Source organism: Methanohalobium evestigatum Z-7303, from assembly GCF_000196655.1.
GTDB lineage: Archaea > Halobacteriota > Methanosarcinia > Methanosarcinales > Methanosarcinaceae > Methanohalobium > Methanohalobium evestigatum.
Genome location: NC_014253.1, coordinates 383,706 through 398,737, shown reverse-complemented (window position 1 = coordinate 398,737; position 15,032 = coordinate 383,706). Strand labels below are relative to the sequence as shown.

General features: G+C 33.6%; 13 protein-coding genes and 1 tRNA gene. 4 read left to right on the top strand and 10 right to left on the bottom strand.

The window, feature by feature from the left end:
• Positions 1-16: 16 nt before the first annotated feature.
• Positions 17-748, bottom strand: coding sequence for a hypothetical protein (locus tag METEV_RS02030; RefSeq protein ID WP_013193892.1), 732 nt, complete (start codon positions 746-748; stop codon positions 17-19).
• 556 nt (positions 749-1,304) lie between these two features.
• On the opposite strand from METEV_RS02030, the gene METEV_RS02025 reads away from it, so the two are divergent.
• From METEV_RS02025 to METEV_RS02015, 3 genes are all read left to right on the top strand, one after another.
• Positions 1,305-2,579, top strand: coding sequence for a proteasome-activating nucleotidase (locus METEV_RS02025; protein WP_013193891.1), 1,275 nt, complete (start codon positions 1,305-1,307; stop codon positions 2,577-2,579).
• Between the two features lie 87 nt (positions 2,580-2,666).
• Positions 2,667-2,741 (top strand) — tRNA-Glu (locus METEV_RS02020).
• A 395-nt stretch (positions 2,742-3,136) separates the two neighbouring features.
• Positions 3,137-3,982: a DMT family transporter gene (locus METEV_RS02015; RefSeq protein ID WP_013193890.1), complete on the top strand. Its 846-nt coding sequence runs from the start codon at positions 3,137-3,139 to the stop codon at positions 3,980-3,982.
• Between the two features lie 597 nt (positions 3,983-4,579).
• Here METEV_RS02015 and METEV_RS02010 read toward each other — a convergent pair.
• From METEV_RS02010 to METEV_RS01975, 8 genes are all read right to left on the bottom strand, one after another.
• The gene (locus METEV_RS02010) at positions 4,580-7,759 is read right to left on the bottom strand and encodes a nitric oxide reductase activation protein NorD (RefSeq protein ID WP_157197257.1); all 3,180 of its coding nucleotides are present in this window, start codon (positions 7,757-7,759) and stop codon (positions 4,580-4,582) included.
• Positions 7,760-8,007: 248 nt separating this feature from the next.
• Positions 8,008-8,844: a CbbQ/NirQ/NorQ/GpvN family protein gene (locus METEV_RS02005; RefSeq protein ID WP_013193888.1), complete on the bottom strand. Its 837-nt coding sequence runs from the start codon at positions 8,842-8,844 to the stop codon at positions 8,008-8,010.
• 178 nt (positions 8,845-9,022) lie between these two features.
• Positions 9,023-9,625 carry a methyltransferase family protein gene (locus METEV_RS02000; RefSeq protein ID WP_013193887.1) on the bottom strand — a complete coding sequence of 201 codons (603 nt, stop codon included), beginning with the start codon at positions 9,623-9,625 and terminating at the stop codon, positions 9,023-9,025.
• A 219-nt stretch (positions 9,626-9,844) separates the two neighbouring features.
• On the bottom strand, positions 9,845-10,423 hold the full coding sequence (locus METEV_RS01995) for a hypothetical protein (RefSeq protein ID WP_013193886.1): 579 nt from the start codon (positions 10,421-10,423) through the stop codon (positions 9,845-9,847).
• A 135-nt stretch (positions 10,424-10,558) separates the two neighbouring features.
• Positions 10,559-10,888, bottom strand: coding sequence for a translation initiation factor eIF-1A (gene eif1A / locus METEV_RS01990; protein WP_013193885.1), 330 nt, complete (start codon positions 10,886-10,888; stop codon positions 10,559-10,561).
• Positions 10,889-11,492: 604 nt separating this feature from the next.
• Positions 11,493-11,897 carry a DUF1699 family protein gene (locus METEV_RS01985; protein WP_013193884.1) on the bottom strand — a complete coding sequence of 135 codons (405 nt, stop codon included), beginning with the start codon at positions 11,895-11,897 and terminating at the stop codon, positions 11,493-11,495.
• A 281-nt stretch (positions 11,898-12,178) separates the two neighbouring features.
• Entirely contained in the window at positions 12,179-12,694 is a 516-nt protein-coding gene (locus METEV_RS01980; protein ID WP_013193883.1) for a tetratricopeptide repeat protein, read from the bottom strand.
• A gap of 375 nt (positions 12,695-13,069) precedes the next feature.
• The gene (locus METEV_RS01975) at positions 13,070-13,657 is read right to left on the bottom strand and encodes a VTT domain-containing protein (protein ID WP_013193882.1); all 588 of its coding nucleotides are present in this window, start codon (positions 13,655-13,657) and stop codon (positions 13,070-13,072) included.
• A 132-nt stretch (positions 13,658-13,789) separates the two neighbouring features.
• On the opposite strand from METEV_RS01975, the gene METEV_RS01970 reads away from it, so the two are divergent.
• Entirely contained in the window at positions 13,790-14,095 is a 306-nt protein-coding gene (locus METEV_RS01970) for a hypothetical protein (protein ID WP_013193881.1), read from the top strand.
• A gap of 123 nt (positions 14,096-14,218) precedes the next feature.
• Here the strand turns inward: METEV_RS01970 and METEV_RS01965 are convergent, their stop codons facing one another.
• Positions 14,219-15,022, bottom strand: coding sequence for a glycine/sarcosine N-methyltransferase (locus METEV_RS01965; protein ID WP_013193880.1), 804 nt, complete (start codon positions 15,020-15,022; stop codon positions 14,219-14,221).
• Positions 15,023-15,032 lie beyond the last annotated feature (10 nt).

The following is a 15,032-nucleotide window of genomic DNA, read 5'->3' as shown; positions in this document are numbered from 1 at the left end:
TTTTTATAAATTAGTATTATCTATAAGTCTGGAAAGTATTCGATTGGTTATGGGGCACATATCCCATATTGTCATTCACATTTTCATTAACGTATTCATCTTCAGTTCCCATATCACCTATGTATCTGTATTCTCTCTGGGTTCTGTTACCCCGACGTTCAAGCAAATTTTTGCGATACATTCTTGAAAGGTAGGTGGAAACCGTGCTTAATTTTATTTTACCATAGATTTTTTCGTATTGCTCCTGTATGTCCTGTGATGAGAACCATACACGAGGATATTCATATTTAAGAAATAGTTCCAGACGCTCGTTAATTGTAAGTGTCGCATCATTAAGTTTTTCTCTTAATGACGGGGTTTTTGGCTCTCTATTAACAATTTGCTGGTTGTTAACAGGTGCAAAATTTTGTGGTGGTTGCTGGTTTATTGGTGCTTGATACTGCGGTGGTTGGTTAAATTGTGTATTAGCTGGCTGTTGCTGAACAGGTTGTTGTGTGAATAATGGTTGATTCACAGGCTGTTGGTATTGAGTTTGGGAAGGTTGTTGATTTGTTGGATAATACTGATATTGTTGAGAAATAGGTTGGTTTTGATTAGGCATTTGAGAGGATGAAGATTCGGTCGATGAAGAATGTACATCAATGGTGTAAATGAACTTGGTCAGGTATTCTCTCCAGTTTTCACCAGCAAATTCCACATTTACTTTTTCGTTTCCGTCATCATCTATGATTTCAAGCCGGATCTTCATCCTTTTGCCTCGAATGATTAATCCACCAGAAGGTAGATTTGCAAACCATTCATCCCCTCAGATTAATGGTTTAGTATTATTGTGAACAATTTCACGATTGTATATACAAATCGTTTATTCTTGTTGTGCCAACAATAGATAAAATGTAATTATTAATATATAAATTTTTTTGTTGGAAAAGTGTGTTAATTTGTATTATGGCACAATGGAAACCTCAGAAGTCCTCATTATCTTGAAAACTTGATATAAATCTGTATTCATTTATTATCTAACAATTATTTTGTGTATACAAATATTTAAAATATACTCATGGTCAACCATGATTTGATTTAAGATATGTATATATATAATAAATTGTAATAAGGGTTTATTTTTGGCTATAGATGCTTTAAAATAATTTGATTAGAAAACAAATATTTCTAAACCCTTGGATACTTAACTTGATTATATTATATGATTGAGTAGAAGGCATAGGTTAATAAACATGGGAAAACTATATGAGGTATCTACTATTTTGTGAATACTATATAAAAAGTGAAAAACATAGGTAAACACCATGACTACATCTAATTCAAGTTCAGAGTCAAATCCGACGACAAATACAGTAAACTCTAATAACGAATATGATGAGCTTGAAAAAAGTGAATCATCAGATACAGAAGATCTGGAAAACAAAGACATTGACACATTAATCAGTGATATAAAATCCTTAAGAGTACAGAATGAAAACCTAAGAGCTAATCTCCTTGATGCCAATATGACAATAAGTAATTATGAAGAGGAGATTGAAAAGCTCAATAAACAAATTGATCAGCTTTCTAAACCGCCTTTGTTTGTGGCAACTGTGTTGGAAATAAATGATGATACAGTAGTTTTAAGACAGCACGGTAATAATCAGGAAGTTGTAACTAACGTTTCTTCAGATTTTAAAGACCAACTGGAACCGGGAGTTCGTGTAAGTGTAAATGCTGCTTTTTCAGTAATATCTGTCATCAGCAGAGCGGCAGATGTACGGGCACAGATAATGGAAGTTATTAATTCACCCGGTATAGATTACGATATGATTGGAGGACTTGACGACATAATCCAGGAAGTAATCGAATCGGTACAACTTCCGTTGACAGAACAGGAATTATTTGACAATATAGGGATTGAACCTCCAAGTGGAGTACTGTTATATGGTCCACCTGGAAGTGGAAAAACCCTGATAGCAAAGGCAGTTGCCTCTCAGGCAAATGCAACATTTATACGTATGTCTGGATCAGACCTTGTGCAAAAATTCATAGGTGAAGGTGCAAGGCTTGTCAAGGATGTCTTTGAAATGGCAAGAAGCAAATCACCATCTATACTTTTTATTGATGAAATAGATGCTGTTGGTGGTATGCGTACACATGATGGAACAACAGGTTCAGCAGAAGTAAATCGTACAATGCTACAACTCCTTGCAGAAATGGACGGGTTTGACCCTAAAGGAGAAGTTAAAATAATCGCAGCTACAAACAGGGCTGATTTGCTTGACCCTGCCCTTCTACGTCCTGGCAGATTCGACCGCCTTATTGAGATTCCAAAACCTGATAATAAAGGACGTGAGGACATTCTAAGAATCCAGACCAGAAAAATGAACCTTTCAGATGATGTGGACTTCACCAGATTGGCTGATATAACTGAAGGTTTAACAGGTGCTGATTTGATGGCACTTGTGAAAGAAGCAGGCATGTTTGTCCTGCGAAGACGTGGTAACCAGATAAACATGCAGGACTTTTTGGATTCCTACGAAAAAATAGTGGAAGAGGAAGAAGTACATACACCTATAGGTGGAATGTTTGGTTAACTTGGTAGGTAATGATTTTTACCTACCTTTCAAAACGAAAAATTAATATTACTTAAGTTATCTTTGAGTGTGTTGTTGATTGTAACTGCTCCGATAGTGTAGCACGGCCAATCATGCAGGACTCTCACTCCTGCGACTGGGGTTCAAATCCCCATCGGAGCATCCTATTTTTAGGTCTATGTTTCACATTATACTGGCTAAGTTTGGGGATTTACTATTATCACAGATTTTTAAATTTTATTTTTATAAACAAAATTCTTTTCTAAAAAAATATTGGTGAAATAAAGCCTCAAGCCATCTTCATTTTTGCTATTTATGATGCAATCGTGTTTAAATTTATTAAATGTTAAATATAGTACTTTGCAGAAATTCATCTGACTATGAACTACTGGGTTAAAGTGTATCCCTGTTCTATAAGTCCAAAAAAATTATAACTATAAGACTGTATGGCATACTGGCTGAATAACCACAAGACCGTCTTACATGGACGCTACTTTTAGCCATAACCTAACAGATAATACGTAAAAAGCATATTTAGAAATTACTGGAGATATAAAATGATATCTATTGAAACTTTTGCAGTTGTTTTTGGAATTGCATCTGCGGTATCATGGGGTACAGGAGATTTTGTAGGGGGATATGCTACCAGACGGACAAGTGCTTATTCTGTAGTTCTGGTTACACAAATCATGGGTGTTATTACATTTCCAATTCTTGCGTTTACGTTTTCAGAGAGTTTACCTTCGCTAAACAACCTTATTTGGGGTGCATTTGCAGGATTTTTTGGAGCTTCAGGGTTGATATCGCTGTATACGGGTCTTGCCAAAGGAAAAATGAGTATAGTTGCTATTCTGGCTGCGGTAATATCGATGATTACACCTGTAATATATTCTGCTTTTTATGAGGGTATTCCTTCAATTTTTAAAATTACGGGTTTTATTTTTGCATTTATTGGAATATGGTTTATTGTCAGTATGAATGTAGGACCCAAATTAAAAGCAAGTGATTTAGGGTTTCCACTACTTGCAGGTACATTATTTGGTTTGTTTTTTATATCCATTGATAATTTTAGTGCTACTGCAATTTACTGGCCATTAACAGTTTCAAGAACTACAGCATTTATCATGCTCACAGGATTCATAATGTTGACAAAGACTGTAAGGAAACCCACATCTGATGTAATTCTGATAGTTATCCTTGCAGGATTATTTAATACAGGAGGAGCTGCCTTTTTTGCACTGGCTTCAGGAGCTGGGAGGTTAGATGTTGCCACTGTTCTATCATCACTAAGTCCTGCAGTTACAGTATTGTTGGCATGTATATTATTAAAAGAACAACTTGCTTCGCGTCAATGGTTAGGAGTTATAGCCGCTCTAATCGCTATAATTTTTCTATCGGTTTAACATTCAATACGTAAAATAATAGAAGAAAAGTGATTGTATGCTTCTATTTTTCAAACGAGGATTTCTACAGAGTCAAATATTGTACAACTTCGTCTAAAATAGGTATATCTGCAGGATCTAATCATAATTATACAAATCTTTGGGTTCTACCCATTCAACTTTATCATGGGCTTCTAATCTCATATCTCCACTTATAATTTGGGCATGAAAAAAAAAGCAAGTTAAATTTTCCATGGTTATAAAGATGAATATTTTCAGCAATTAAATTTTTAATTTCTATTTCGTGATTTAACTATTATTTTATTTCAAGTTCAGGGCATTCTTTAAAAGTTTCACCATCTTCTACTTTGCCACTGGAAAATTCCCAATAACAGTCAATTTTTGGACTGTTTTTCTACGTTTTAAAAGGACATTACCATTTGAGTTTATAACAGTAGTTGCAACTTGTTTCATATAAACAATTTAAGAATTTATTAACAAATTATATTTTTTGTTCTAAATCCACATTTTCCAAGGTTATGCTCTAAAACATATATTAGCTTATATTAAAACTTCATTATCTTAGTTTTCATGTTGACAAATCAATTAATCTTTCTTTTAGGTAGTTAGCTTTTTGTATATCATAGGAAGGCGTTCGGGAATTAGGGCAACATCATCGATTATAGTATAACCTGCATCTGAAAAGATAGAATCCATGTAATCTTTTGCCTCTTTATCTACTGTTACACAAAAAAAGTGAATACCTTTTTCATATCCTTCTCTGATAGCCATTTTGGTATCCCTTTCAGCAAAATCCCCCTGATAGGGAGGTCCATTGGTACCAAAATCATAGGGTTCTCCATCTGAAATCAGTATGATAAGTTTTGTTTTTGCTTCAATGTCTTTATGTTTTTTTATCGAATGCCGTATAGCAGGTCCAAGTCTTGTATTGGATATAGGTTCTAAGGCACTAATCCGGGATTTCATATCAGTGGACAACCCTTCATCAAATTTTTTTACAACATAGTATTCTACATTCCTGTGTGTAGTACCAGAAAACGCATATATGGCATATTTATCACCTATATTCTCAAGTGCATGGCTCATTACAATAAGAGCTTCCTTTTCAATATCCAGTATAGTTTTACCACCCATACCAAGTTTTTTTTGTGTAGATGCACTCACATCTACTAGGAAAAGAGTAGCAACATCCCTCTCCTTTTTAACATTTTTTATATAAAAATCCTCATTAGGATGAGAACCATATTTTTTTTCAACCAAAGAATCTATCACTGAATCTATATCTATTTCATCTCCATCTGACTGCCTTTTTAACATTTGATAATCTTCAGGCTTTATGGAGCTAAAAACCTTTTTTAGATAATTAATTTCATATATGTAACTTTCTAAGGTTTCCTCATAAAAATTGCTTGTATCTTTATCTGGTTCTACTTCATTTACTATACACCATTCATATTTGTAATCGTTAATACGTTCGTCCCATTCATCATACCTGTAGCTTGCAATTATGTTTTTGGTGCAACTCGGGGACTTAGGTGTTATATGATCATGTGGATAGCAGGTCTCTTCTGCCTTATCACTTGCCTGTACATATGTAACAGGGGAGGTATATTCTAAATCCTCCATACCAGGCTTTTCGGTTTCTTTTGAAGTTTTAATAGTGTTTTTAAATTCCACACTCCTGTATTCTAAGTTTTGGATTGGATTGTATTCTAAATGAGTTTCACAATTCAACAATTCTTTAATCTTGTTATATATTTTACAGGCTACTACAAAAGATTCTATAACTGAGGATTCTGAATGAAATACCATTTTATTTAATACGCTTTTTGAGAAGTCGATCAGGCATTGGACATCCCTTTTGTTTGATGATGGTCTATATCCACAGGTGACCCAAAGAAGGGAGTCCACAAATATTTCAGGGACATCTTTTGATAGTGACCTTTTTGAGAGCAGTAGGTATCTAAGTTTAAAATCCTTATAAAGTCCTCTGTAGGATTCCATAATTTTGTACTCTACTCTTGCATCTTCTATTATTGTAAAAATATCTTCAATAACCTTTGGATAAATAAACCTCGATGTTAGCGTTTGTAAATCAAAATTATTATCAGTATTCTTTTCTGGTAAAACCGATAGGATTTCATGATATGTTATACCGCTTCTATTGTTTTTCAGGGCAGAGATGAGATCACTGCCATAGAGTTTATGGGCTATCTCATGTATTAAGCACAATTTGTAAAACCTAAAATTGTACTCTGGATTGTCAAATAAATTTACTCGAGGTTTTAGGTAAATTATATTATTATATACAACAGGGTTTGGTGTGTCAAAATCAGAAATCATGTTTTTGGAGTAAATCTTGTAATTGATACCCGAGAGGCCTAAAGTATAATATTTCAGGGTTTTTTGCACTTTTTCCAGTTCCACCCCATTTGATAAGCTACCTATGACCTCCCTAGATTTTCTGGATTCTAAATTAAAATAAAGTCTTCCACTCACAAAATCCTTGTAAAATAACTCTATGCCCTTTTGAGTCCAATCCTTAACGCCTATTATATCAATATCTTTTAAAAGTGATGGTGTGTGTTCAAAATAACTGGCAGCTATTTTTTGGTCTATATTGTATAAACTCAAACCATGTTTTGCCCATTCATCGATATGATTTAGATGTAGGTTATCACTTGCCTCTGGTAGTGCATTGAAAAACAAACCTGCAATCATGGGGTTAGATGACAGTAACTCTTTTCCAGTTTTAAAAATTTGCCTGCGGTATCGTGGGTTTGCATGGACAATTACCCATGTTGAATCTCTATAAAAGGCCGAACCTATAATAGAATTATGTAAAGCGATATTTTTACCCAATTCAAGCCATTCATAGAACTCACTTTTAGATAAAATATTATATATGGCTGGTAATGATTTAAAAAAATCATCAAGACAAACCCAGCTTGAGAGTGCAAAATCTGCACTTTTGTAGATTAAATCTACACGTTCTGCCTGATTAAAATTTTCTTTCATAAGGTCTATGTTATCCAAAAGTTTATCAAAAAAAGCCTTTGATGATTCAACATTTTTTTGTATCAAATACATTCCTATGTTGGACCACTTGAAAACCTCGGATGTCTCTACCTTTTTAAAAAATTCGGGACAGGCATTTAAAAAAGAACAAGCAACATTGGGATCTATTTTTGCAAATTCTATCACGAAATTTACCAGCTGGTCAAATTCTGATTCTGTCAACCAGTATAATATATACCCAGATTTATGGTAAAGCAAATGTGCTGTTGAAGTATCTATACATGCTGTTTTTTTGACTTGGTACAAGAATTTTCGCTTTTTAAACGAGGGAATTTGTTTAAATACTGATTCTGTATTTTCTATTAAATCTATTGCAGATTTCCTATCAGATATTGCCAGACCTTTGACAACTTCTGCAAAATCATTGATGTAATCATGTAAAAGACAGCGTTGTAGGAAAGGTAGATTTTTAAAATAACATTCAGAAACTTGAGCATCCTGTTTTGCAAGTTTTATGCCGATATCTGACAGGTTCTTAAAACGATCATATCCAACAGATAGAAAAACATCAGATGTAGTGCCAAAATATGTTATTGCCACTTTACTACTTGTTTCTGCAAGGGAAATTCCAATTTCTAACCATTCTTCAAGCTCATATAATCCTGTTTTTTTGATGATTTTAGCCGATGATTTTATAAATCCTTCAAGACAGGAAATATTAATATTTGCCACATATACAGCAAGCATAAACCAGTCCAAAAACCCGCTAACACCCAAATACCCACAAATTTTTGGTGATGTTTTAAATAAAAGTAATTGAACCCTAGGTTGTCCGCATTTAAATGTATTAATTCTGGAAACAATAAATTTTGCATCGCTGTCGTCCAAATTTTTAAACTGCAGTGTTACATTCTTAATTTCAGTATCTGACAATTTCGGTAACTTTAGGCGAATCAGCTTTTCTAATTCACTATCGAGAGGATATGTAGTGCGACCATATGACAAGCTTATTCCCACTCCAGTACAGCAGATATAATTTCGGATATACTCATTTGAAGATCAAAATCATCGGTAATTGGTTCTATCATCGCTGACCTACAGGCAGTATTTGGAGCTATCCCTTCATTAATTAGCTTACCAGCATATATTAGAAGCCTTGTACTAATACCCTCCTCGAGACCATGCTGTTTGAAATTTCGAATACGATGACCGATTTCTACCAGTGAATGAGCTGTATTTTGGCTCACTCCACTTTCATGTGCCACAATTTGAGTCTCGGTATTCATCGAGGGATAATTAAATTCTATGGCTATAAACCTTTGACGTGTACTCTGCTTAAGGTCTTTAATAACGCTCTGGTAGCCAGGATTATAGGATATTGAAAGCATGAATTCAGGTTTTGCTTTAAGGACAATACCCTGTTTGTCAATCGGCAAGATTCTGCGCTCATCTGTCAAAGGGTGTATGACAACCAATGTGTCCGTTCTCGCCTCTACCACTTCATCTAGATAACATATAGCTCCGTTTTTAACAGCTTTTGTAAGTGGTCCATCATTCCATTCTACGTCTCCCCCTTTTATAATAAATCGTCCTATAAGGTCGGTAGCTGTCAGGTCCTCATGGCAAGCGACGGTAATCAATGGACGATTTAGATGATAAGCCATGTATTCCATGAACCTTGTTTTACCACATCCTGTCGGACCTTTTAGATTTACAGGGAGATTGTTTTTGTATGCAGCTGTGAAAATTTCGATTTCATTTCCGGTAGGTACATAATATGGTTCATTTTCGAAAATATACTCTTCAAAAGCTTGACCGTTACATAATATATTTTTTGACGTCACAAAATACCTCTGAATATTACGTTAAGAAATTAGTTAAGGTTATTGGGAATTATTACTTATATATGATGAAATAGAAAGACTAATTGAATTTGAAAATATAATATTTAAAATTACCACATGTTTTGATAAAATAAAGCAAATCAAATGTGATCAAGTGAGTGTATGATTATTAAAGTTTTTAGTAATGTCCCCTTAGATAAGGGATTATTCTGTGAACTTGTTTCTGGTATTCTCTGTATTCGTCACCAAATTGGGCAATTAGCCTTTTTTCCCAATGTAACGACCCTAAATACAGGTATATGGTGGTTAATGCATATATGACAAGTAAATTGAAGGTCATAAAGGGTGTGAGCCAGATGATAATAATCCCTGAAAGTAAAAAAGGATCTCTGACCCATCGATAAATTCCTTTGATATTTAAGGCGCCTGCTTCAGGTGTGTTAGGACCAGACAGCTGAGAATGTATTTTAAATCTATGAGGTGCATCCAGCAAGGCTCTGGGGGCTACAATTGCGGCGATTATTTGTCCACCGACCATTATCCATCGCCATGGAGAGGGTACTATATATAGAATTGGTCCTGGATTATAAATCAGCAGGTAGATCAGTGGAGATATAGTCAGCACCGCTATAAGGCTGTATACTGGCATATACAGTGTATCTGCTTTAGAACCTAAAAACTGCATAAGTCGGCGTTTAAAAGGAAGGCTTGCCAGAGCACTGTGTATAACCGCAAATGCTACCAGACAAAAAACTAAAATAATTGTGGAAGATAAAACCAATTCCGATACTCTCCATTATTTTATTTGGATATATTGTATATACCATTTGCGATTTGATTTTGGTCTAAGTATTAGTATATATTATGAATGCAAAATTAATAAATTAATTTATTTTAAATTGTATCCATTTTTAATTAACAAGTTAAGGTGGTAAAAATCATATATAAATTATGTTTGTAATCGCCAGTTATTCCATTGAAAAAAATTGTCTAAAATTTATTATGTCGGTGGATTGTTATAAGATGTTTTAGTTTTTTCCTGCAAATCTTTTGGTACTTTTCCTGTTTTTTGCTTTTTAGAATATATGTTAAACATTATTTCAATATTTGGAAATTGTTTTTTGAATCGTTTTTTGGCTTCATCCATAATAGAATCTGGTATTTCTTTCATCCAGTAACCATTGTTAAGGTTAGTTGAAGCAGAACCACAGTAATAGTGTATACTCAAAATAGCTTTACCACCAAGCTGATCTGCATTATCTATTTTATTGTATTCTGATAATCTTTTGACCAGATTTTTTATCTCTTCACTTTCATATTGATATATGCAGGCGTTCCATCCTGTTCCACAATAATTCGGGTTTTTAAAACCTGCTTCATTTTCATCTAAATCGTTTGTATAGGGTGCATCTGTGTTGGGGTCTACACATATTAATTCTATAGATTTTGCACCGCTTTGTATATATGTATTGTAGATATCTCCCAAAAATCTTTCAGGTGCCTGTGAGTTTAGTTCAGGAGTTCCATACAGGGATGCTAATGGACCACCGCCTACAGAGACAACAAGATGTTTTTTCATATAACCACCTTTAAAAATTATTATACTTCATATATTAAATTAATATTAATTACTATATGGTGGATAAATTTTTTCCAATTTTATAGGTGCAGTTTATAGATTTAAAAAAAGATAGTTGAGTGAGTATTTTTATCTTTATCCTTTACTTAAGTATCCTTTTTTATCTAACCACTCAATTTGTGGTCTGGTATATTTCCAAATGACATCAGCTTTTTCATCCTGGAAATCCCAAGGTAGTGCTATAACAATGTCTCCTTCACGAATCCACATCCTTTTTTTCTTAGAACCCGGAATTCTTCCCATTCTTTCAGTTCCGTCCATACACTGGAGCTTAACTCTTTTTCCGCCCAGCAGTGTAGAAACAGTAGCAAATACTTCATTTTTATCTTTTCGTGGAGTACGAACCCTTGTAACAGCAGGGGCATCAGTTGATTGTTTACGGTTATTATTTCTATCCTTTCTCATATTACTTTTATAGTTTGCCAGATTAATTCCTCTTTTATGTGGATGTGGATTATCAGGTTAAAGTTTAAAATCCACTGGATAATATAGGTAGGAAGATTTATGCATACAATCCAATTCAGGTAAAAATTTAATTGTAACAATCCTACAATAAATCATCCATATAATTTACTATAAAAAACAGGTTTTTGTTTTTTCAATAACAGATTATATGTATATATAATATATGAGCTGAAGTTATATAAACCCATCCATTTAGATAAAAAATAAACCAAAACCAATAATTTATACCTAAAAAATACTGGGCAAAGGGTAAATGAGTCTCAGGGTGGAGTGATGTTCCTTTGCCAGATTCTAACTTGAAAGTTTGGTTTATAAATTTTTCTTTTTGCTAACACGCTGGAACAATCAATAGTTTTATTTTTAATTACTTTTAATATAATGACTTATTAAATATAAAAACTTTTATCTATTAGAAAATATTTAGAAATAATGGAGAGTTATTAATGGTATTTGATGTTAACTACCCCCTTATTAGCTCCCATCTGCTCTAATGATAGGGATTTACCCTATCATTATTTAGGTAAAAAATAAAAAAAGTAACATATTAGGCATATTTTTGTTTTATCAGAAACTCAACAAAATCAGGACCCAATTTAGTTTCTTTTTTCATTTTATCAACAATTTCATCATCAGAAAGTCCTTCATCTTTGAGTTCCTTTATCCGATTGTATATGTTATCTGAAACTTCAGAATACTCGTTTATGTCTTTTCTGTGACCCCATACATCACCTTCGAGCAGGTTTATGCCCTGCATGTCCAGAAACATTTTTGCAGACTCTGAAAGAGTCCTTTTATATGAACTTGGTATATGAAGAGCTTTAAGGTTTGTACATTTAGATACTATCGAAAATATATCTGTATTGGATGGTCTGAAAGCCAGATGAACCATTTCTTCGTTTTCATCCAAATTCTCTATTTCATCTTTAGAACTTAATACACGGATTTTCATAAATCATCCCTTACTATTCAGTGGTTTTTTGTAAAAAAGTTCAAATTACCTTCTCATTGGATTAATAATTTGAAGCAATAGCTGATAGATAAACCGGTATTTAAAAATTATTATTTTTATTTTTTTAAGAAGTTATTGGGGGTAACGGTTCAAACAATAAAAAAGGTTATAAATTTTATAAATAATATTTGAACCTTTTAAATTCGGCAAATTATTACTTAAATAATTTACTTTGTTAATTTTGAATACTTTCAATTTTACAACTTTCTGGAACAAAAAACTTAATCGGCTTCTTTTTCCAGTAAGTTAACCAATTCGTTAAGTTTTTCATTTTCTGGGTCAAGATGTTGAGCACTTTCAAAGTCCTGAAGTGCATCATGGAATTGATTCAGGTCATAATAGTTAAATCCTCTGGCAATCCAGTAATAAGAATTGTCGGGGTCATAACTTATCAAATCATTAAGTATTAGTATTGAATCATGGTAATTGCCAAGCTTTGACAATGTTATTGCTTTTGCATATAATACCTGTGAATTTTCCGGTTCTAACTCAAGTATTTTATCATAGGTAATCAATGCTTCGTCATAACGCTCCAGAAAACTTAGAACATTGGCTTTGCTCAGCATTACAGGTGTATATTCGGGGTATTTATCCAAAAGCCCATTGCACAATTCCAGTGCATCTTCAAACTGCTCGTTTTCAATATATTCTGATAAGTTTGTAAGTTTTTCGTAGAGTAAAATTTGTTCCTCGTTGTTTATTGAATCATTATTTTTGTTGTCTTGATTTGTTGACATATAAAAACCTGCAATATATTAATGATGGTAAAATAGTTATCCTTTTGATATAGGTACAGTAAAATTGAATTCTGTAATATGCTTATCTTTTAAGCTGCACCCTGTAGCGTTGTTCTGAAAGATAATCTATTGCATAGTACAGTATTAGTCCACCCAATATCACACTAGCCAAACTCATTATATATGGCTGTAATTCCAATACATAACCAATACTAAATACTACAATGTATAGCAAGATGGAAGTAATTAAAAGTGATAATGTTTTCATATATAATACTATTTATGTCAAACTTAATATTAATGGTTTGGGTTAGCAAAAATTTTAACAAGTTTTCTGTTTTAAATGGTTTGATAAATAAAAAACTAATCAGTGATTCAGGTTAAAAAATTAAACCCTATCTGTGATATAGTAGCCATAATTGATATGAGTGCAAAATTTCCTAACAACAAGGGAATTATCATATATTTAAGAGGATAACCGATTACAGCAAGAGTAAGTGCCAGTATATCACTCGGTAATGGTGTAAGCGAATATGTGAAAATAAGAACACCTATATATCTGTCTTTTATTTTTTGAACATAACTGGAAAGTTTCCTTATACCCCATCCATACCTTTCAGGAATGTATTGTTTGCCCTTTTTCCCAAGATAGTAGAATAACAGGTCACCCAGTGTAAGACCGATACTTGCAAAAACACCTATGTATACTGGGTCTGCTCCCCCTGCAGAAAGTGTAATAAGGGTAATATAGAAACTTGTGGATGTAAAAGCTGATACACCCCCAATCATTGCCAGCAAAAACGCAAATACGTAAACATTATGTACACCGACTTTACTGACAATCTCACTGGGTGGATAATAATATAGTAAAATACTCCAGAAGACTATAAAGGTAAATATAAGGATGATTATTATCCTGTCATGGTCTATATTTTGTTTCCAACCATTACGGAAATTTTTCATATTAGGTTATTATCCTTTTTAGGTTTAATACTTGGTTATACCTCAGGTCTAAAAAATTATTTGGTACATTACTGTAACATTAATTGGATGATTAATCGTTTTGTTTAAAAATACTGTATTGGGAGGATGACCATGAATAAGGATCAAAACAGCCAAAAAAAGGTTAGATGTTCCTACTGCAACCAGACAATCACCGTTGATGAGATATACTCCAGTTATGATATTATGTCCAACCTTAAAAAAATGTGTACTGAAAAGGATGTGAATACAAGGCTACAGTACTTTTGTTCTATGGAATGCGAGGTATTTTTTAAAATCAAAAGTTACAAGATTGCAGGTATTGAGAAAAATCAGATAGTTGATTTATTGCTAAGCGATTTTCAGTATTCTAAAAATGATATCTTGGATATAGTGGACAAATATTTCATGGAATCATAAAAAAGAGGGGATGGTTTTTGCAACCATCATGGAGGAGTATTTTAGAACACAGAGTTTTGTGTATATTCTCCATAACCATACATAACCATATAAAACTTACGGCTAAACAGAGTTAACCAGCAATTACTCCATTTTGTATTCTTTTTCAGCAACATGAAGGAAGAAATCGGGTTCATCCTCTTTGTATGTTTCTTTAAAATCCCCGAGAGTTTTAATTTCCTGGAATCCAACCTCATGCAGAAGTCTTCTTGTGTAACCTTTTCTCAATGGAAACATGTTGAGATAGTAGACTGAGTTGTCCAAGAACTCGTATCTAAACCTTGCAAGCCCTTCATCGACGTGTTCGGGATACACTGAAACACTGTCTCCACAGTAATAATGAGCGTGTTTGCTTGAGTATCCCTGGTCGAGTATAGAATCGTAATTACGCTGGTCAAGCAACAGTACACCATCGTGTTTTAACAGTGCATAAAACTCAGCCAATGCCTTTCTTCTGTCGCGTTCATTAAAAAGATGTGTGAATGAATTACCAAGACAGATTATAGCGTCAAAATTTTCATGAACGTCCTGTTTCATCCATCTCCAGTCAGCCTGTACAGTACGCATCAGATAACCGTATTTTCTGGCGTTTTCAAAGGCTTTGGCAAGCATTTCAGGGTTTCCGTCTGCACTTACAACTTCAAAACCTGCCTGTAACAACCGCACGGAGTTGAAACCTGTCCCTGTAGCAACATCAAGAACCTTTTTGACTCCTCTTTCTTTCAATATATTTATTATGGTGTTACCTTCACCTTTAGCCCGGCTCTCCCAGTCAATGAGTTCGTCCCATTTATCGACAAATCCGGTAACGTATTCCTCCTGATAATGGTCTGATTTCCTAACATCAGTCGGATTATCTCCAAAATCCTGATTTTTTGTATTATTCATTTTTTAGCTC

Bases quoted from the DNA above. Each gene is read 5' to 3' on its own strand.
- METEV_RS01985 (WP_013193884.1), bottom strand. From the start codon at position 11,897: ATGAAAATCCGTGTATTAAGTTCTAAAGATGAAATAGAGAATTTGGAT.
- METEV_RS01970 (WP_013193881.1), top strand. From the start codon at position 13,790: ATGAATAAGGATCAAAACAGCCAAAAAAAGGTTAGATGTTCCTACTGC.
- METEV_RS01980 (WP_013193883.1), bottom strand. From the start codon at position 12,694: ATGTCAACAAATCAAGACAACAAAAATAATGATTCAATAAACAACGAG.
- METEV_RS02015 (WP_013193890.1), top strand. From the start codon at position 3,137: ATGATATCTATTGAAACTTTTGCAGTTGTTTTTGGAATTGCATCTGCG.
- METEV_RS02025 (WP_013193891.1), top strand. From the start codon at position 1,305: ATGACTACATCTAATTCAAGTTCAGAGTCAAATCCGACGACAAATACA.
- eif1A (WP_013193885.1), bottom strand. From the start codon at position 10,888: ATGAGAAAGGATAGAAATAATAACCGTAAACAATCAACTGATGCCCCT.
- METEV_RS01965 (WP_013193880.1), bottom strand. From the start codon at position 15,022: ATGAATAATACAAAAAATCAGGATTTTGGAGATAATCCGACTGATGTT.
- METEV_RS01995 (WP_013193886.1), bottom strand. From the start codon at position 10,423: ATGAAAAAACATCTTGTTGTCTCTGTAGGCGGTGGTCCATTAGCATCC.
- METEV_RS02030 (WP_013193892.1), bottom strand. From the start codon at position 748: ATGAAGATCCGGCTTGAAATCATAGATGATGACGGAAACGAAAAAGTA.
- METEV_RS01975 (WP_013193882.1), bottom strand. From the start codon at position 13,657: ATGAAAAATTTCCGTAATGGTTGGAAACAAAATATAGACCATGACAGG.